Here is a 15,951-nt window from a genome sequence, read left to right on the forward strand (position 1 = left end):
AAGCTGAGGGCATCGGAAGCTTCCTCTGCTCTCGCTCTATCCAATACCGCCATGACGCACCCCACCGCATTGCCCAACCAAGCTGCGCTCGACGCGATCGACCGCGCTCACTTGATCCACCCCGTCTCGCCCTGGCGCGCGCACGAGCAGCGCGGTCCCACCGTCCTCGCCTCGGGCCGCGGCGCGTGGCTGACCGACAGCCATGGCCACGAACTGCTCGACGCCTTCGCGGGCCTGTGGTGCGTGAACGTGGGCTACGGGCAGGAGAGCGTGGTGCAGGCCGCGGCCGAGCAGATGCGCCGCTTGCCGTATGCGACCGGCTACTTCCACTTCAGCAGCGAGCCGGCCATCCGCCTGGCGGAGAAACTGGTGCAGCTCACGCCGGCATCGCTGACCCGCGTGTACCTCACGCTCGGTGGTTCCGAGGCGGTCGATGCCGCCGTGAGGTTCATCGTGCAGTACTACAACGCGATCGGCAAACCCTCGAAGAAGCATTTCATCGCGCTCGAGCGCGGCTACCACGGTTCCTCCTCCACGGGCGCGGGGCTGACCGCGCTGCCGGCCTTCCATCGCGGCTTCGATCTGCCGCTGCCCACGCAGCACTACATCCCGTCGCCCAACGCCTACCGCCATCCGGCCGGCGCAGAGCCGCAAGCGCTGATCAGCGCGTCGGTCGCGGCTCTGCGCGCCAAGGTCGCCGAGCTGGGCGCGGACAACGTGGCCGCCTTCTTCTGCGAGCCGATCCAGGGCTCGGGCGGCGTCATCGTGCCGCCCAAGGGCTGGTTGAGGGCCATGCGCGAAGCCGCGCGCGAACTCGACATCCTCTTCGTCGTCGACGAGGTCATCACTGGCTTTGGCCGCACGGGCCCGATGTTCGCGTGCGAGGCCGAGGGCGTGGAACCCGACCTGATGACCATGGCCAAGGGCCTCACCGCAGGCTACGTTCCGATGGGCGCGACCATGATGTCCGAGAAGGTCTACGCCGGGATCGCCGACGGCGCGCCGGCCGGCGCGTCGATCGGTCATGGTGCGACCTATTCGGCGCATCCGGTCAGTGCCGCGGTGGCGCTCGAGGTCCTGCGTCTCTACGACGAGGGCGGCGTGCTCGCCAACGGCCAGCGCGGTGCGGCGTACTTCGCGGCCGGGCTCGATGCGCTGCGCGCGCACCCGCTGGTGGGCGATGCGCGTCACCGCGGCCTGCTGGGCGCGCTCGAGCTGGTGAGCGACAAGGCGAGCAAGCGCGGCTTCGATGCGGCGCTCGGGCTGTCCGACCGCATCTTCGCCGCCGGCTATCGCAACGGCCTGGTGTTCCGCTCCTTCGCTGATCACATCCTCGGATTCGCGCCGGCGCTCACCTACACCGAAGACGAATTCGCGCAAATGTTCGCGCGCCTGAAGAGGACGCTCGACGAAGTGCTCGAGGCGCCCGACGTTCGCGCGGCGCTGGCGGCCTGAGAGAAACAGCCGCAGACCGCCCGCACCGCTCCCGGACCGACGCAGAATCGGACTCTCTTCGACTTCCGGTACCGCCATGACAGAAGCATTCAAGATCGATCGACTCGACCTGCGGATCCTGGCCCAATTGCAGAAAAACGGCCGCATGACCAATGTGGACCTGGCGGACGCGGTCGGCCTCTCGCCCAGCCCCTGCCTGATCCGCGTCAAGCGCCTCGAGCAGGCCGGCTACATCGCCGGCTACGGCGCCCACCTGCGGCTCGAGAAGCTCGGCGACACGCTGACCGTGTTCACCGAGGTCACGCTGTCGGATCACCACCGCGAGGACTTCGTGCGCTTCGAGGCCGCCATCCGCGAGGTCGACGAGGTGCTCGAATGCCACCTGGTCAGCGGCGGCTACGACTACCTGCTTCGCTTCCTGACGCGCGGCGTCAACCACTACCAGGAGGTGATCGAGGAACTGCTCGAACGCAACATCGGCATTGCGAAGTACTTCAGCTACATCGTCATCAAGACGCCGTTCATCAAGACGCACTGTCCGATCGAACGGCTGTTTCCCCACCCGCGCTGATCAGCGCCTTCGTTCCGTCCATGCACGACACCACGCCTCGCTCCCAGCCGCCCGCCCGCTTCGTCAGGCTGGCGGAGACCGACAGACCCTCGCTCACGCTGCAAATCGACGGCCAGGCGGCCACGGCGCTGGTCGGCGACACGCTGCTGGTGGCGCTGCTCAGCCACGGTCGCCGCGTGCGCGACAGCGAGTTCGGCGACGGGCCGCGTGCCGGCTTCTGCCTGATGGGCGCGTGCCAGGACTGCTGGGTGTGGACGCCGGCTGGCGGGCGGTTGCGCGCCTGCTCGACGATCGTGGAGGCGGGCATGTCGGTGCTCACGCGCCCGCCCGCCCAGCATTGGCCGGCCACCCCCGATCTTCAGCGGGCGCTGGCACGCCGGGCCGTGGGAGCCGAGGCATGACCGCTGGATCGGGCTCCGCCCCGCGCGTCGTCGTGATCGGCGCCGGCCCTGCCGGGGTGCGTGCAGCCCAGGCCCTGGTACAGGCCGGGTTGCGGCCCGTCGTGGTCGACGAAGGGCTGCGCGACGGCGGCCAGGTCTACCGCCGCCAGCCCGAGGGATTCAAACGCCCCTACGCCAAGCTCTACGGTAGCGAAGCCGCGAAGGCGCAGGCGCTGCATCGCGACTTCGACGCCCTGCGCGGCCAGATCGACTACCGGGGCGACACGCTGGCCTGGAACGTGAGCAAGGGCTCACTGCACGTCGTGCGCGCCGGCGAGCCGCAGACCCTGCCCTTCGACGCCTTGCTAGTGTGCTCCGGCGCCACCGACCGGCTGATGCCCGTTCCCGGCTGGCATCGCGCCGGCTGCTACAGCCTGGGCGCGTCGCAGATCGCGCTGAAGGCCCAGGCCTGCGCGATCGGCGCGCGCGTCGTCTTTCTCGGTACCGGGCCGCTGCTGTACCTGGTTGCGTCCCAATACGTGCAGGCTGGCGCCCAAGTGGCGGCGGTGCTCGACACCGCGCCGGCCGCCAAGCCCTGGGGCGCGGTCGCCGGTCTTCTCGCGCGGCCACGTCTCGCGCTGCGCGGGCTTGCGCTGGTCCGTGGGCTGCGCCGCGCCGGCGTGCCGGTGCTGCAGGGCGTGGCGCCCTTGCGCATCGATGGCGACGACAGCCTTGGCGCGCAAGCCGTGTCCGTGCGCGACGCCCACGGCCGCGAGCAGCGCTTCGACTGCGACGCGGTCGGCCTCGGCTGGCACCTGCGCGCCGAGACGCAACTGGCCGATCTCGCGGGCTGCGAGTTCGACTTCGAGCCGGTGAGCCGGCAATGGCTGCCGCGCATCGACGCCGACGGACGCAGCAGTACGCGCGGCGTATACCTCGCCGGAGATGGCGCCCGCATCCTCGGGGCCGACGGTGCCGAGGCCGCGGGACGGCTGGCGGCGCTGGCGGCGCTGGCCGACCTGAACCATGAGCCGGGCCGCGCCCTGTACCACGCGGAGTCCGCCGCGCTGCGGCGCACGCTGGCACAGATGGACCGCTTCCGCGAAGGCCTGGCGCGCGCCTTTCCATGGCCGTACGCGCAGGCCGCGGCGCTGCCCGACGATGCGGTGGTGTGCCGCTGCGAAGCCGTGACGGTCGGCGAACTGCGGCGCTGCGTCGATGCGTTGGGCAGCCGCGAGGTCAACCGCGCCAAGGCCTTCAGCCGTGTCGGCATGGGTCGGTGCCAGGGGCGCTTCTGCGGCCACGCGTCGGCCGAGATCGTCGCGCAGTCCTGCGGCGTGCCGGTCGAACAGGTCGGGCGCCTGCGCTCGCAGGCGCCGGTCAAGCCGCTGATGATGAACACGCGCGAGGTCACCCAATGAGCGAATCGACGACGGTCACCGACGTCCTGGTGCTGGGCGGTGGCCTGATGGGCACCACCGCTGCCTTCTTCCTGCGCCGGCACCACGGTCTCTCGGTCACGCTGCTCGAGCGTGAACTGGTGGGCCGCCAAGCCAGCGGCACCAACTTCGGCAACGTGCGCCGCCAGGGGCGCGCGCTGGCGCAGATGCCGCTGGCCAACCGTGCACGCGCCGTCTGGGGGCGTGTGAAGGAGTTGCTGGGCGAGGACCTGGAATTCGTACCCTACGGCCACCTGCGCGTCTGCTACACCGAAAAGCAGGCGGCAGTGCTCGAACAGCATGCGAAGGACGTGAAGCCGCTGGGCCTCGACCTGGAACTGTTCAATGCCGAGCAGTTGCGCCGGCGCTGGGGCATCTTCGCGCCGGAGGTCGTGAGCGGCTCGCTTTCGCCGAACGACGGCCATGCCAATCCGCGACTGGCGGGCCCGGCCTTCGCCCGGGCGGCGCGGCGCGCGGGCGCGAACATCGTCGAGCACGCCGAGGTCATGCATGTCGAGCGCGACGGCGCGGGCTTCGTCGCACACACGGCGGACGGCCGGCGATATCGCGCGCCGCAGCTGCTGGTCGCTTGCGGCGCCTGGTCGAACCGCATGGCCGAGCAGTTCGGCGAGGCCGTGCCGATGGAGGCCCGCGGACCGCAGATGGGCGTGACCGAACCGCTGCCCTATGCCATCGGCCCGTCGATCGGCGTGTCCTCGCCGGTCGAGCATGAAGGTCTGTACTTCCGGCAGATCGCACGCGGCAACATCGTCTTCGGTGGCGGTCTCAAGGGCCCGGCCGACACGGAGTCGATCCGCGCGTACGTCAAGCCCGACAACGTGCTGCGCCAACTGCGTGAGTTGCGCCGCTTCGTGCCGGCGTTCGAGAACGTGCAACTGATCCGCGTGTGGAGCGGCATCGAAGGCTACACCGCCGATTGGCATCCGGTGATCGGGCCCAGCGCCCGCGTGCCCGGCCTGCACTACGCGTTCGGCTTCAACGGCGAGGGCTTCGCGATCAGCCCCGGCGTGGGCGAGACGATGGCTGAACTGATGGCCACCGGCCGCACTTCGACGCCGATCGAGAGCTTCTCCATCGAGCGCTTCGCGCCCGAGTTGACGAAGCAGGTGGCCTGAAGCGGACGGCGGGGCCCTTCGAGGCTCACATCGCCATCACGACGAACACCTTGCGCAGCGTTTGGTGCACCTGCCATTCGCCGGTGGTGTGCGCGGGAAAGAACAGCGTGTCGCCGGCGCGGATCTCCAGCGCCTGGCCACCGGTCGGCGTGAAGGTGCATGCCCCTGTGAGGATGTGCATGACTTCGGCATTCGGCAGCTGGCGCTCGAAGCGCCCGGGCTCGCATTCCCACAGGCCGCTGTTGTTGCCGCCCGCGCCCGCGAGTTCGATGTCGATGCCGCGCAGGCGGCAAGGTGGATGGCTCAGTGGGCGCGCGGGGGTCCCCTGGTCTTGCAGGCCGCCGACGGTGGCCGATTGGTGAAGAACGGTGATGCTCATCAACGGCCGGCCTCGACGGCGTCGGCCAGCTCGGCCAAGGTGTGGAAGTGATAGTCAGGCTGTGTATGCCTGGATTCGATCGTGCCGCCTGAACCCTGCTGCGCATGGCGCCGCTCGATCCAGCAGGTGGTGATGCCCAGCTGCTTGGAAATGCCGATGTCGTGGTACTGGCTCTGCGCCACGTGCAGGTTGTCGGCCTGCTTGTAGCCCCAGGCGCCTTCGAAGCGGCCGCGGGCATAGGCGAAGTAGCGTGCGTCGGGCTTCTCGCACAGCGCGTCGTCGCAGCTCAGCAGCATGTCGAAGGGGGAGCCCAGTGTCCGGTCGAAATGGGCCAGCGCCCACTGCTGGGCATTGGTCATCGTCACCAGCTTGAAGCGCTTGCCGAGTCGCTTCAGCGCTTCCACCGAATCCGGGAACGCCGGCCAGTTCGCCACCGAATCGCGCAGGCCGCGTGCAATCGCATCGGTGTCGGGCAGACCCAGTTCCGGTGCGATGGCGTGCCAGCAGCGCTCCAGGTCGTCGGGATACCAGCCGGCCTTGCCGTCGGCGCGCGCGCGGCGGTAGGCGGCCAGGAAGTCGTCGTCGGTCACGCGGGATTCGGGCGCCGCGGCGCGCAGGTAGGCGAGCATGCCGCCCTCGAAATCGATCAGCGTGCCGACGACGTCGAACGTGAGAACCTTGAAATCTTGCAGGGACATGGGATTGCTCCGGTGATGACGGGGATGGAGGACGGCGCGCGCCGTGGTGGAGAGGAGCATAGGCGGCGCTCTTTGCATGCCCGAACCGAACTGTGTACGCGCAATGGCACAGAATTTCGTTGTCGGCGCCGCGTCGGCATCTTCTTCGGCGGCCGCATGGCGGGGAGGAAGATGTTCGGTCGGCCAATCCCAGTCCGAGCTGCTTTGCCTTCTCGAGAGAGTGAAACAAGACTTACACCCGATGCGGTGACATCTGCCGTGCGCGGCGTAGCATTTAGAAAATGGAACCCCATCGAAATCCCATCGAGATTTTCGCTGATCTGGCTGTGATGTCTGGCCTGCTCAAGCCTGGAGAGGCTATCCCGGCCGCCGTGCAGACCTTTGCTCAAAGCGTGGTCGCTGAATGCGCGGTGCTCGGCGATGGATACGGCACCGAAGACGAGACAGCAGGCGACCAGATACGCGCCAGCCTTCTCAGCCAGGACTAGGGCGGTCGGCGCCCCCGCGCTGACCTTCAGGCCGATTCGTGCAGCAGCGACTCGACCACGCTGCCACCGAGCTGGTCGGCCGGGTCGAGCCGGAGCAACTGCGCCACGAAGCCTTGCGCGGCCGCGCGTTCGCCACGGCGCAGATGGATGAAGGCCAGCGCCTTCAGCGTGAACAGCCAGAACCGCGCCGGGCCGGGCGCGCTGAAGTCGGCGTCGCCGGGCTGCACTGCGCGCCAGTCCGGCGACAGTGCCGCGGCCCGCGTTGCCTCTTCCAGTCCCTTGCGGGCGGCGCGCAGTGCCTCGTCGAGCTCGCCCAAGCCACTGTGCAGCTTGTAGAGCAAGTAATAGATTGGCAGGCTTCGCGGCGCGCTGAGCGCGGCGGTCCACAAGGTCGCCGCGACCTGTTCGCGCGGTGCGAGGCGCGCCTGCTCGACCAGGTGTTGCACCGCCGTCGACACCTCGCCGCCGAAGAGCTCCGTCGACTCGGTGCCGGTGAACAGATTCATCAGACCGTCTCTGCGGGACGCAGGCGCTCGACCGGTACGCCCCCTTCGAGGTGGCTGGAAAAGATCTCCTCGACGTCGGCCGGGGTCACGCCGCTGTAGAGAATGCCCTCCGGGTAGACCAGTACATTGGCGCCCTGGTCGCAGGGGCCGAGGCAGCCCGAGTAGGTGATCGCGACCTGCTCGTAGGCCTGGCGCTTCTGCAATTCGGCCCAGAAGGCCTGCAGCAGGGCGGTCGAGCCCTTGCCGGCGCACGAGCCGCGGGGATGCTGCGGGGGACGGGTCTGGGTGCAGACGAAGACGCGACGGGCAGGGCTGGCCATGGGAACTCCTTGTTGTGGGGGATGAAAGGGCGATGAACAGTCCTCAGCCGAACTTGAACAGGATGCCGTGCCCGCCGCGCGGATATTCCCACTCGATGTTGGCGTGCTCGCTGCACAGGATGCGGCAGCTGCCGCACTCCAGGCACCCGTCGGTGATCAGCGTCACGCTGCCGTTGCCCTCGGTCTTGTAGCAGGAGGCCGGGCAGACGAAGGTGCAGCTTTTCACGCCGCAGTCGTTGGTGCAGACATCGGCGTTCTTGATCCGGATGTGGGGCCGCCCGGCGTCGACCCGGTAGCGGTTCTGGAACAGTTTGTCCTCGACGTTCACGGTGATGGGGTTCATCGAAAAGCCCTCCAGAGTTTGTAGGCGTCGCCCACCAGGCCGGTGAGTTTCCGGCTGCTGCGGAAGCTCGAGAAGATCTCGCGCTCCTTGGTCTTCTTGTCCACGCCGTCCACGGTGATCATGGTGCGGGCGGCCTTGGCGACGAGGTCGGGGTAGCTGGTGAAGAACTGCGGGTTCTTGTGCAGCACGCCCGGCATGTCGCGGTACTTGTGCAGGTCCTTCATCACGAAGCTGGCGTCGAGCGCGGCCTTGTAGGCCTTGAGCGCGCCGGCGCGCCAGCCGCTGCCGCCGGCCCGGCATTGGATGACCGTCTCGGCGGCGAGCCGTCCGGTGGTCATCGCCAGGTTCGAGCCCTCGCGGTGCGCCGCGTTCACGAAGCCGCCCGAGTCGCCCACGATCATCCAGCCGTTGCCGTAGACCTGCGGGATCGCATGGAAGCCGCCCTCGGGGATCAGGTGGGCGCAATATTCCTTCATCTCGCCGCCCTCGATCAGCGGCGCGATCGAGGGGTGGCGCTTCATCTGTTCGAGCAGCACGTAGGGGCTGGTGCGGCTCGGGTTCTTCGCGAAGTCGCTCAGCATGCAGCCGACGCCGATCGTTAGCGATTCCTTGTTGGTGTAGAGGAAGCCCGTGCCCAGCATCCCGTCGGTGATGCGGCCGACCATCTCGATCACCACGCCGGACTCCTCGCCGACGTTGAAGCGCTGGCGAATCGTCTCCTCTGGCATGAAGAGGATCTCCTTCACGGCCAGCGCCACGTTGCCGGCCTCGATCTCGCCGTGGAAGCCCGCCTTGCGCGCCAGCGTGGAGTTCACGCCGTCGGCCAGCACCACCACGTCGGCATAGACGTCGCCGTGCTCGCGGTCGCACTGCACGCCCACCACCTGGTCGCCGTCCATGATGAGCTGGTTGACCGTGGTCTCGCAGATCAGCAGCGCGCCGGCCTCGCGCACCTTGGCGCTGAACCACTTGTCGAACTGCGCGCGGATGATGGTGTAGCGGTTGTAGGGCGGCTTGTTGTAGTCCTCGCTGCGGATGTGCGTGCCGACGAAGGAGGTCTCGTCGAGCATCCACATGCGCTGCTCGATGATGTGCCGCTCCAGCGGCGCGTCGTCGCGGAAGTCCGGAATGATTTCCTCCAGCGCCTTGGCGTAGAGGATCGCGCCCTGCACGTTCTTGCTGCCGGGGTATTCGCCGCGCTCGATCTGCAGCACCTTGAGACCGGCCTTGGCCATGGTGTAGGCGCAGGCGTTGCCCGAGGGCCCCGCGCCGATCACGATGGCGTCGAATTGCGATGTCTTTTTCATGGCATGCCTTTTGACGTGAGAGAGATCAGGCGGCGCGGCGCGCGTTCTGCGAGAGATGCGCAGCAAAGGCCTGCGTCAGCGCCGGCAGCACTTGCAGCGCGTTGCCGACGATGCCGTAGTGCGCGAAGTCGAAGATGGGCGCGTTTGGGTCGGTGTTGATCGCCACGATCACGTCCGACRCCTCCATGCCCACGCGGTGCTGGATTGCGCCCGAGATGCCGGCGGCGATGTACAGCTTGGGCCGCACCGTCTTGCCGGTCTGGCCGACCTGCCGGTCCGCGTCGACCCATCCGGCCTGCACGCAGGGCCGCGTGGCGCCGACCTCGCCGCCGAGCACGCGCGCCAGTTCGAACACCAGCTTGAAGTTCTCCGGGCTCTTCATGCCCTTGCCGCCGCTCACGATGACGTCGGCGTACGGCAGGTTGACCTTGTTGCTGTGGGCGTCGGCGATGAAGTCGAGCAGCTTGGTGACGATCTGCGTCTCGACCATGCCGAGCGTGTCCCGCACGATCTCGCCGCTGCGGCTGGCGTCGGCCGGCGGGGTGGCCATGACACGCGGGCGCACGGTGGCCATCTGGGGCCGGTAGGCCAGCGTCATGATCGTGCACAGCAGCGAGCCGCCGAAGGTCGGCCGCGTCGCGGCCAGCGCGCGCGAACTGGGGTCGATGTTGAGCTCGGTGCAGTCGGCCGTCAGGCCGGTGAGCAGCGTGGTCGCCACCGAGCCTGCGAGATCCCGGCCCATCGAGGTCGCGCCGAGCAGCAGGATCTCCGGCTGGTACTTGTTCACCAGGTCCGTCAGGCCCTTGGTGAAAGGCTCGTTGCGATAGCCCTCGAGGACCGGGTCGTGAACGATGTAGGCCTTGTCGGCGCCGAAGCCGAAGGCCTCCTGCGCGAACTTCTCGAGCGGCTCGTCGGTGCCGCCGAGCAGGATCGCGCCGACGCTGCTGCCCAGCTTGTCGGCCAGCTTGCGCGCTTCGCCGAGCAGCTCCCACGAGACGCTGTGCACATGGCCGCGCTCGTGTTCGATGAAGACCCAGACGCCCTTGTAGGCCTTCAGGTGCTCGGACAGTTCGACGTTGCGGCGGCCGGCGGGGCGCTTGGCCGGTGCGGCGGGTGCTTCGCTCATGACATCTCCTTCATCAGCAGTTCGGACTCCAGCGTCGGATGGCGCGTGAAGACCTTCTGCAGCAGGTTCAGCGACAGGTCGCGCAGATTCGAGACCTCCAGATCGAGCATCTCGGCCTTCTCGCTGCGCGGCGTCGGGCCGAAGACCTTGCTCACCACCGTGGGAGAGCCCTTCAGGCCGATCTTCGCGATGTCCTCGATGCCGGCCTGCTCCTTGTTCCACTTGCGCACCGGATGGCCGGCGGCGTGGATCATGGCGGGCAGCCCCGCGAAGCGCAGTTCGTTGGTGTTCTCCAGCATCGTGATGAGGCAGGGAAGGGCCGTCCGGAGCAGCTGCACGCCGCCTTCGGCGCGCCGCTCGACGGTGATGGTGCGGTTCACCAGATCGGTTTCGACGATGCGCGAGACATAGGTCAGCAGCTGCAGTCCCATGCGCTTGGCGATGCCGGGGCCGACCTGCGCGGTGTCGCCGTCGATCGTTTGCTTGCCGGTGAAGATGATGTCCACCGACTGCTCGCTCGCGATCTGGCGGATGCCGGCGGCCAGCGCGTAGGAGGTGGCCAGCGTGTCGGCGCCGGCGAAGGCCCGGTCGGTCACCAGCACGGCATCGTCGGCGCCGTAGCTGATGCACTTGCGCAGCGCGTCTTCGGCCTGCGGCGGGCCCATGCACAGCATCGTGACCTTGCCGCCGAACTTGTCCTTGAGCCGCAGCGCCTCCTCGAGCGAGAACAGGTCGTACGGATTCACGATCGCCGGGACGCCCTGGCGCATGATGGTGTTGGTCACCGGATGGACGCGGATCTGCGCCGAATCCGGAACCTGCTTGATGCAGACGACGATGTGCATGACGCTCTCCGTTCAGGCCGCCGCGCGCATCGGCATCGACGCCTTCAGGCGGTCGACCGTCACGTGCTGCTTGCCGTCGGTGTCCTGGAACACCTTGAACACCTTCTCCTGTGCCGGCGTGGATCTCACGAAGTCGCCGTACGCCTTGACCAGCAGGCCGCGGTAGACGGTGAACATCTGCAGTTCATCGGCCTGCGTCAGCTTCGTCTCCTGGCGGATGTACTGGAAGAAGCGCTTGAGGATGTGCAGCCGGCTGACGTTGACCACCTTCGGGTCGAACGGGACGGCGAAGAACTGCAGGAAGTCCTCGGCCGACGAGAGCGCCTTGAGCTGTTGAAGGAAGTTTTCCATCGGTACTTACTCCTCGGTAGAGGTTTGAAGAAGGGATTCGAAACCGGGCTCGGTGCAACGGTCCTCGCAGGGGCCGCAGGCGGCGTCGGAACCCGGCGTCTGCGTCCTGGGTTGCAGCCGTTCGAGTTGCGCCACGCGTTCCAGCAGGCAGGCGATCGCCCTGCCGACCGGGTCGGGGATCAGGTGATGGTCGAGGTCGAAGCCGTGCGTCGTGCGCCGGACCGGCGCCACCACGCGGCCGGGTATGCCGACCACCGTCGCATCGGCCGGAACGGCGTCGATGACCACGGAGTTGGCTGCGATCCGTGCGCGGTCGCCGACGGCGATGGGGCCCAGGATCTTGGCGCCGGCGCCGACCACGACGTGGCTGCCGAGCGTCGGGTGGCGCTTGCCGGCGGCCCAGCTCGTGCCGCCCAGCGTCACCCCGTGATAGAGCGTGACGTCGTTGCCGATTTCCGCCGTTTCGCCGATCACGACACCGGTGCCGTGGTCGATGAAGAAGCGCGCGCCGATCCGGGCACCGGGATGGATGTCGATCTGCGTCAGCCAGCGTGCGACGAAGGAGATCCAGCGCGGCAGGTAGCGCCAGCCGCGGCGCCAGCCGGCGTGTGCCAGCCGGTGCAGCGCAACCGCCTGGAGCCCGGGATAGATCGTCCAGACCTCGACCATGCTGCGCGCGGCCGGATCGCGTTCGCGCACGCAGCGCGCGTCCTGGCGCAGCAGCGACCACCACGAAGGCCCATGTTCGCCCGGCGTGCCGACAGGCAGCGCGGGCATGGATCCGGTCTTCGCGTTCACGTCGGGCCTCATGCCGCCAGGCGGCCGATGCGCGCCGGTGCGGCGGGGCGCGACTCGTGCAGAAAGCGCCGCAGGTCTTCGGCGGTCGGCGCGTGCTTGACGCGCATCGCGTGGTCGCGGATGTGCGCGAGCAGCCGCCCCGTCAGTCCGTCGTCGTCGAGCATGAAGCCCAGCGCGTGGTAGGCCTGTCGCACCGCCTGCGAACCCGAATGCTTTCCAAGCACCGTCCGCCGCTCGCGGCCGAGTTCCGAAGGATCGAAGCTCTCGTAGGTCGACGGGTTCTTGAGCAGGCCGTCGATGTGGATGCCCGACTCGTGCGTGAACACGGCCTCGCCGACGATGCTCTTGTTGAAGGCCACGCTGCGGCCGGAGGCCTGCGCCACCAGATGCGAGATCCCGACCAGCGCCTGCGTGTCGACGCCGCAGTCGGCGCGATGCAGATGGCGCAGGCCCATCACCACCTCTTCGAGTGCGGCATTGCCGGCGCGCTCGCCCAGGCCGTTGACGGTCGTGTTGGCATGGGTGGCGCCACCGCGCAGCGCGGCGAGCGTGTTGGCGGTCGCGAGCCCGAGGTCGTTGTGGGCGTGCATCTCGATCTCCATGTCGACGGCGTCGCGCAGCCGCGCGATGGCCTCGTAGGTGGAGAAGGGGTCGAGGACGCCCAGCGTGTCGGCAAAGCGCACGCGGCTGGCGCCGCAGTCCTCGGCGCGCCTGGCGACCTCGGCCAGGAAGCCGGTGTTGGCGCGCGACGCGTCCTCCGCGCCCAGCGACACCTTGCGGCCGGTCGCGGCCGCGGCCGCGATCACCCGCGTGACCTGCGCCAGCACCCATTCGCGCGATCGCCGCAGCTTGTGGCGCAGATGGATGTCCGACACCGGGATCGAGAGATGGACGATGGCCGCGTCGCAGCGCATCGCGCTCGCCAGATCGCCATCGGTCAGGCGACCCCACACCATGAGCTGCGCATCGAGACGAAGCGACGCGATGGCGTTGATGCAGGCGATCTCCTCGTCGCCCATCGCCGGAATGCCGATCTCCATCTCGCGTACGCCGGCACGCGCCAGTGCGCCGGCGATGGCGCACTTCTCGTCGACGGTGAAGGCCACGCCGGCGGTCTGTTCGCCGTCGCGCAGCGTGGTGTCGTTGATGGCGAGACTGAGTGACATGGTGGGGTGTCCTTTTCCTTGGTATCGCAAAGTGCGTGCCACTGTTTTTGTCGCTTTCCGGTGGACCAGGACCTGTGCGGCGGGCGTGTTTGTCGGGTATCGGGCAAGCGCTCCGCGGGCGCTCTTCGGTCGCTGTCGGGAATGTGTCGTTTCGAACAGGCGCGCCATTCGGCGCGAGCGGACCCGAGGTCGACTCAGTGCTTCACCACGTGATCGCGTGACCCGCGACGCATGAAACCGGCGCAGCCAAATGCCAGGGATACCGCGGAACCGGCTTTGCCGGGCCGCTGGTATCGCCCCCTCGAGGGGCTGAGGTCCGCGGCTCCAAGCCTGCCCGCGCAGGCTTGGACGGCACCGAAGAGCCGCTGCCTCTGGCAGCGACTCGGGGCGCCGCAGGCGCTTCGGGGGTGTTTCATCCTAGTGTTCGCGCGCGTGATTGCGCGTGTGGCGCGGAAGCTCGATCGTGAGGTCGGTGTCGCGCAGCTTCACGCAGCAGGCCAGGCGCGATTGGGCGTCGAGGCCCCAGGCGTTGTCGAGCTGGTCGCTCTCTTCATCGTCGGGCGGCGCCAGCGACGCGCCGCCTTCGCGCACATGCACATGGCAGGTCGCGCAGGCCGCCACCATCTCGCACGCATGCTCGAGCGCCACGCCCGACGCGAGCAGGCTTTCGCAGAGCGAGCTGCCGCGGCGCGCTTCGAGCTCGCGTCCGTCGGGGCAGAGATCGGGATGGGGCAGCACGTGGACACGGGGCATGGCGAGACCTAGGCGAGACTGTCGAGCGCGCGCCCGGCCAGCGCGCGCCGGATCGAAGCGTTCATCCGCCGGGCGGCGAATTCTTCCGTGGCCGCGGACAGCACGCGGACCGTGGACTGCAGCGATTCCACCGCGGCTTCGGTCTCGAGCATGTCGGCGACCATGAACATGGCGTGGCGTATCGCGGCCAGTTCCGACGGCGACAGCAAGTCGGCGTCTTCGCCGATCGCGGCTTCGGTGGCGTCGACCAGGCGCCGCGCGTCGACCTGTGCCTCGCGCAGCGTGCGCAGCAGCATGTCGGCTTTCGATGCACCGACCGCGGCCTGCAGCATGGCGGTGATCTCCGTGTCCCCCAGGCCGTACGACGGCTTGACTTCCACGTGCGCCTCGACGCCGCTGGTCTGTTCGCGTGCGGTGACGGACAGCAGACCGTCCGCGTCGATCTGGAAACTCACGCGGATGCGCGCGGCGCCAGCCACGGCCGGCGGAATGCCGCGCAGTTCGAAGCGCGCCAGCGAGCGGCAATCGGCCACCGCTTCGCGCTCGCCCTGCACCACGTGCAGCGACATGGCGGTCTGGCCGTCCCTGAAGGTGGTGAACTCCTGCGCGCGCGCGGTCGGCAGCGTCGAGTTGCGCGGGATGATCTTCTCGACCAGCCCGCCCATGGTCTCGATGCCGAGCGACAAGGGGCACACGTCGAGCAGCAGCCAGCCGTCGCCGGTGCCGTTGCCGGCCAGCACGTCCGCCTGCATCGCGGCGCCCAGCGCAACGACCTGGTCGGGATCGATGTCGGCCAGCGGCTCGGCACCGAAGAAGTCGCGCACCGCGGTGCGCGCGATGTGCATGCGCGTCGAGCCGCCGACCAGCACGACGCCGGTGACGTCGGCGGGTGCCACCCGGGCGTCGCGCAGCGCGCGCCGCGTGGCGGCCATGGTGCGGGCGACCAGGGGCGCGCCGAGTTCCGCGAACTCCGCGTGCGTCAGCGTCGCATCGAGTGCCAGCCCTTCGTCGAGTGCCAGGTGCAGCTTGGCCGAAGCGCTCTGCGACAGCGCTTCCTTCGCGGCCCGGGCCGCCGACAGCAGGCGGCGTTGCGCGCCGGGGGCCAGCACGGCCATTCCCTGAAGGCCGTGCAGCGCGCAGAACCACTGGGCGATGGCGTGGTCGAAGTCGTCGCCGCCGAGGGCCGAATCGCCGCCGGTGGCGAGCACCTCGAACACGCCCTTCGTGAGGTTGAGGATCGAGATGTCGAAGGTGCCTCCGCCCAGGTCGTAGATGGCGAAGGTGCCCTCGGCCGCCTTGTCCAGGCCGTAGGCGATGGCGGCCGCGGTGGGCTCGTTGAGCAGGCGCAGCACCGTCAGGCCCGCGAGCCGCGCCGCGTCCTTGGTGGCCTGGCGCTGGGCGTCGTCGAAGTAGGCCGGCACGGTGATCACCACGCCCGACAACGCGCCGCCGAGCGAGGCTTCGGCGCGATCGCGCAACGCGGCAAGGATCTCGGCCGACACCTGGATCGGCGAGCGTTCGCCCGCCACGGTCGCGAGTCCGACCATGCCGGGGCCGTCCACGAAACGATAGGGCAGGCCGGCCGCCTCGCTCAGGTCCGCCAGGCGCCGGCCCATGAAGCGCTTGACCGACACGACGGTGTTCTGCGGGTCGTGCACCTGGCTCGCCTGCGCTTCGCAGCCCACCACGGTGCTGCCGTTCGCAAGATAGCGCACGACGGAGGGCAGCAGCAGCGCGCCTTGCGCATCCGGCAGCGCGTGCGCCACCGCGCTCTGCACGCTGGCGACCAGCGAGTTGGTGGTGCCCAGGTCGATGCCGGCCGCCAGCCGGTGCTGGTGCGGCGCGGCGCTCTGGCCGGGTTCGGCGATCTGGAGGAGTGCCATGGGACCG

Annotated in this window: 19 protein-coding genes; 6 read left to right on the forward strand and 13 right to left on the reverse strand. The window is 68.8% G+C overall.

All coding sequences use genetic code 11. The features are described 5' to 3' along the window. Positions 1 to 51: 51 nt before the first annotated feature. The 5 genes from AC1D2E_RS00670 (at position 52) to AC1D2E_RS00690 (ending at position 4,981) form a co-directional block, all read left to right on the forward strand. The gene (locus AC1D2E_RS00670) at positions 52 to 1,455 is read left to right on the forward strand and encodes an aminotransferase class III-fold pyridoxal phosphate-dependent enzyme (RefSeq protein ID WP_478195601.1); all 1,404 of its coding nucleotides are present in this window, start codon (positions 52 to 54) and stop codon (positions 1,453 to 1,455) included. Between the two features lie 76 nt (positions 1,456 to 1,531). Next, entirely contained in the window at positions 1,532 to 2,026 is a 495-nt protein-coding gene (locus AC1D2E_RS00675; protein ID WP_478175504.1) for an Lrp/AsnC family transcriptional regulator, read from the forward strand. A gap of 20 nt (positions 2,027 to 2,046) precedes the next feature. Further along, positions 2,047 to 2,427 (forward strand): (2Fe-2S)-binding protein, encoded by a 381-nt coding sequence (locus tag AC1D2E_RS00680; protein WP_478175505.1) that lies wholly within the window; start codon positions 2,047 to 2,049, stop codon positions 2,425 to 2,427. Next, positions 2,424 to 3,827 (forward strand): FAD/NAD(P)-dependent oxidoreductase, encoded by a 1,404-nt coding sequence (locus tag AC1D2E_RS00685; protein ID WP_478195602.1) that lies wholly within the window; start codon positions 2,424 to 2,426, stop codon positions 3,825 to 3,827. Before AC1D2E_RS00680 ends, AC1D2E_RS00685 begins: the two co-directional genes overlap by 4 nt. After that, positions 3,824 to 4,981, forward strand: coding sequence for an NAD(P)/FAD-dependent oxidoreductase (locus tag AC1D2E_RS00690; protein ID WP_478195603.1), 1,158 nt, complete (start codon positions 3,824 to 3,826; stop codon positions 4,979 to 4,981). Before AC1D2E_RS00685 ends, AC1D2E_RS00690 begins: the two co-directional genes overlap by 4 nt. Positions 4,982 to 5,006: 25 nt before the next feature. Here AC1D2E_RS00690 and AC1D2E_RS00695 read toward each other — a convergent pair whose 3' ends face one another. Then, positions 5,007 to 5,360 (reverse strand): cupin domain-containing protein, encoded by a 354-nt coding sequence (locus AC1D2E_RS00695; RefSeq protein ID WP_478195604.1) that lies wholly within the window; start codon positions 5,358 to 5,360, stop codon positions 5,007 to 5,009. Then, the gene (locus tag AC1D2E_RS00700; protein WP_478175509.1) at positions 5,360 to 6,058 is read right to left on the reverse strand and encodes an HAD-IA family hydrolase; all 699 of its coding nucleotides are present in this window, start codon (positions 6,056 to 6,058) and stop codon (positions 5,360 to 5,362) included. Before AC1D2E_RS00700 ends, AC1D2E_RS00695 begins: the two co-directional genes overlap by 1 nt. Before the next feature lie 281 nt (positions 6,059 to 6,339). Here AC1D2E_RS00700 and AC1D2E_RS00705 point away from each other — a divergent pair, with 281 nt between their 5' ends. Next, the gene (locus tag AC1D2E_RS00705) at positions 6,340 to 6,546 is read left to right on the forward strand and encodes a hypothetical protein (protein ID WP_478195605.1); all 207 of its coding nucleotides are present in this window, start codon (positions 6,340 to 6,342) and stop codon (positions 6,544 to 6,546) included. Between the two features lie 26 nt (positions 6,547 to 6,572). On the opposite strand, the gene AC1D2E_RS00710 is transcribed toward AC1D2E_RS00705, so the two are convergent. From AC1D2E_RS00710 to hscA, 11 genes are all read right to left on the reverse strand, one after another. Continuing rightward, on the reverse strand, positions 6,573 to 7,052 hold the full coding sequence (locus AC1D2E_RS00710) for a hypothetical protein (protein WP_478175511.1): 480 nt from the start codon (positions 7,050 to 7,052) through the stop codon (positions 6,573 to 6,575). Next, positions 7,052 to 7,372 carry a (2Fe-2S) ferredoxin domain-containing protein gene (locus AC1D2E_RS00715; protein WP_478175512.1) on the reverse strand — a complete coding sequence of 107 codons (321 nt, stop codon included), beginning with the start codon at positions 7,370 to 7,372 and terminating at the stop codon, positions 7,052 to 7,054. Before AC1D2E_RS00715 ends, AC1D2E_RS00710 begins: the two co-directional genes overlap by 1 nt. Before the next feature lie 43 nt (positions 7,373 to 7,415). Further along, entirely contained in the window at positions 7,416 to 7,715 is a 300-nt protein-coding gene (locus AC1D2E_RS00720; RefSeq protein ID WP_478175513.1) for a ferredoxin family protein, read from the reverse strand. Then, positions 7,712 to 9,022: an FAD-dependent monooxygenase gene (locus tag AC1D2E_RS00725; RefSeq protein ID WP_478195606.1), complete on the reverse strand. Its 1,311-nt coding sequence runs from the start codon at positions 9,020 to 9,022 to the stop codon at positions 7,712 to 7,714. Before AC1D2E_RS00725 ends, AC1D2E_RS00720 begins: the two co-directional genes overlap by 4 nt. Before the next feature lie 25 nt (positions 9,023 to 9,047). Next, complete coding sequence (locus AC1D2E_RS00730; RefSeq protein ID WP_478195607.1) at positions 9,048 to 10,148, reverse strand: electron transfer flavoprotein subunit alpha/FixB family protein; 1,101 nt, start codon at positions 10,146 to 10,148, stop codon at positions 9,048 to 9,050. Further along, complete coding sequence (locus AC1D2E_RS00735; RefSeq protein WP_478195608.1) at positions 10,145 to 10,993, reverse strand: electron transfer flavoprotein subunit beta/FixA family protein; 849 nt, start codon at positions 10,991 to 10,993, stop codon at positions 10,145 to 10,147. Before AC1D2E_RS00735 ends, AC1D2E_RS00730 begins: the two co-directional genes overlap by 4 nt. Positions 10,994 to 11,005: 12 nt before the next feature. Continuing rightward, a complete protein-coding gene (gene nifW / locus AC1D2E_RS00740) occupies positions 11,006 to 11,344 on the reverse strand; it encodes a nitrogenase stabilizing/protective protein NifW (protein ID WP_478195609.1) in 339 nt (112 codons plus the stop codon). A gap of 6 nt (positions 11,345 to 11,350) precedes the next feature. Further along, entirely contained in the window at positions 11,351 to 12,121 is a 771-nt protein-coding gene (cysE, locus tag AC1D2E_RS00745; protein ID WP_478195610.1) for a serine O-acetyltransferase, read from the reverse strand. Between the two features lie 29 nt (positions 12,122 to 12,150). Beyond that, positions 12,151 to 13,308 (reverse strand): homocitrate synthase, encoded by a 1,158-nt coding sequence (nifV, locus tag AC1D2E_RS00750; RefSeq protein ID WP_478195611.1) that lies wholly within the window; start codon positions 13,306 to 13,308, stop codon positions 12,151 to 12,153. Between the two features lie 417 nt (positions 13,309 to 13,725). Continuing rightward, positions 13,726 to 14,061 (reverse strand): 2Fe-2S iron-sulfur cluster-binding protein, encoded by a 336-nt coding sequence (locus AC1D2E_RS00755; protein ID WP_478175518.1) that lies wholly within the window; start codon positions 14,059 to 14,061, stop codon positions 13,726 to 13,728. Positions 14,062 to 14,069: 8 nt separating this feature from the next. Further along, on the reverse strand, positions 14,070 to 15,944 hold the full coding sequence (hscA, locus tag AC1D2E_RS00760) for a Fe-S protein assembly chaperone HscA (RefSeq protein WP_478195612.1): 1,875 nt from the start codon (positions 15,942 to 15,944) through the stop codon (positions 14,070 to 14,072). Between the last annotated feature and the right edge of the window lie 7 nt (positions 15,945 to 15,951).

The sequence above is a fragment of the Variovorax sp. P1_H2 genome (assembly GCF_056405295.1).

Coding starts and splice junctions, on each gene's coding strand:
- AC1D2E_RS00670 (WP_478195601.1), top strand. CDS start 52: ATGACGCACCCCACCGCATTGCCCAACCAAGCTGCGCTCGACGCGATC.
- AC1D2E_RS00675 (WP_478175504.1), top strand. CDS start 1,532: ATGACAGAAGCATTCAAGATCGATCGACTCGACCTGCGGATCCTGGCC.
- AC1D2E_RS00680 (WP_478175505.1), top strand. CDS start 2,047: ATGCACGACACCACGCCTCGCTCCCAGCCGCCCGCCCGCTTCGTCAGG.
- AC1D2E_RS00685 (WP_478195602.1), top strand. CDS start 2,424: ATGACCGCTGGATCGGGCTCCGCCCCGCGCGTCGTCGTGATCGGCGCC.
- AC1D2E_RS00690 (WP_478195603.1), top strand. CDS start 3,824: ATGAGCGAATCGACGACGGTCACCGACGTCCTGGTGCTGGGCGGTGGC.
- AC1D2E_RS00695 (WP_478195604.1), bottom strand. CDS start 5,360: ATGAGCATCACCGTTCTTCACCAATCGGCCACCGTCGGCGGCCTGCAA.
- AC1D2E_RS00700 (WP_478175509.1), bottom strand. CDS start 6,058: ATGTCCCTGCAAGATTTCAAGGTTCTCACGTTCGACGTCGTCGGCACG.
- AC1D2E_RS00705 (WP_478195605.1), top strand. CDS start 6,340: ATGGAACCCCATCGAAATCCCATCGAGATTTTCGCTGATCTGGCTGTG.
- AC1D2E_RS00710 (WP_478175511.1), bottom strand. CDS start 7,052: ATGAATCTGTTCACCGGCACCGAGTCGACGGAGCTCTTCGGCGGCGAG.
- AC1D2E_RS00715 (WP_478175512.1), bottom strand. CDS start 7,372: ATGGCCAGCCCTGCCCGTCGCGTCTTCGTCTGCACCCAGACCCGTCCC.
- AC1D2E_RS00720 (WP_478175513.1), bottom strand. CDS start 7,715: ATGAACCCCATCACCGTGAACGTCGAGGACAAACTGTTCCAGAACCGC.
- AC1D2E_RS00725 (WP_478195606.1), bottom strand. CDS start 9,022: ATGAAAAAGACATCGCAATTCGACGCCATCGTGATCGGCGCGGGGCCC.
- AC1D2E_RS00735 (WP_478195608.1), bottom strand. CDS start 10,993: ATGCACATCGTCGTCTGCATCAAGCAGGTTCCGGATTCGGCGCAGATC.
- nifW (WP_478195609.1), bottom strand. CDS start 11,344: ATGGAAAACTTCCTTCAACAGCTCAAGGCGCTCTCGTCGGCCGAGGAC.
- cysE (WP_478195610.1), bottom strand. CDS start 12,121: ATGCCCGCGCTGCCTGTCGGCACGCCGGGCGAACATGGGCCTTCGTGG.
- nifV (WP_478195611.1), bottom strand. CDS start 13,308: ATGTCACTCAGTCTCGCCATCAACGACACCACGCTGCGCGACGGCGAA.
- AC1D2E_RS00755 (WP_478175518.1), bottom strand. CDS start 14,061: ATGCCCCGTGTCCACGTGCTGCCCCATCCCGATCTCTGCCCCGACGGA.
- hscA (WP_478195612.1), bottom strand. CDS start 15,944: ATGGCACTCCTCCAGATCGCCGAACCCGGCCAGAGCGCCGCGCCGCAC.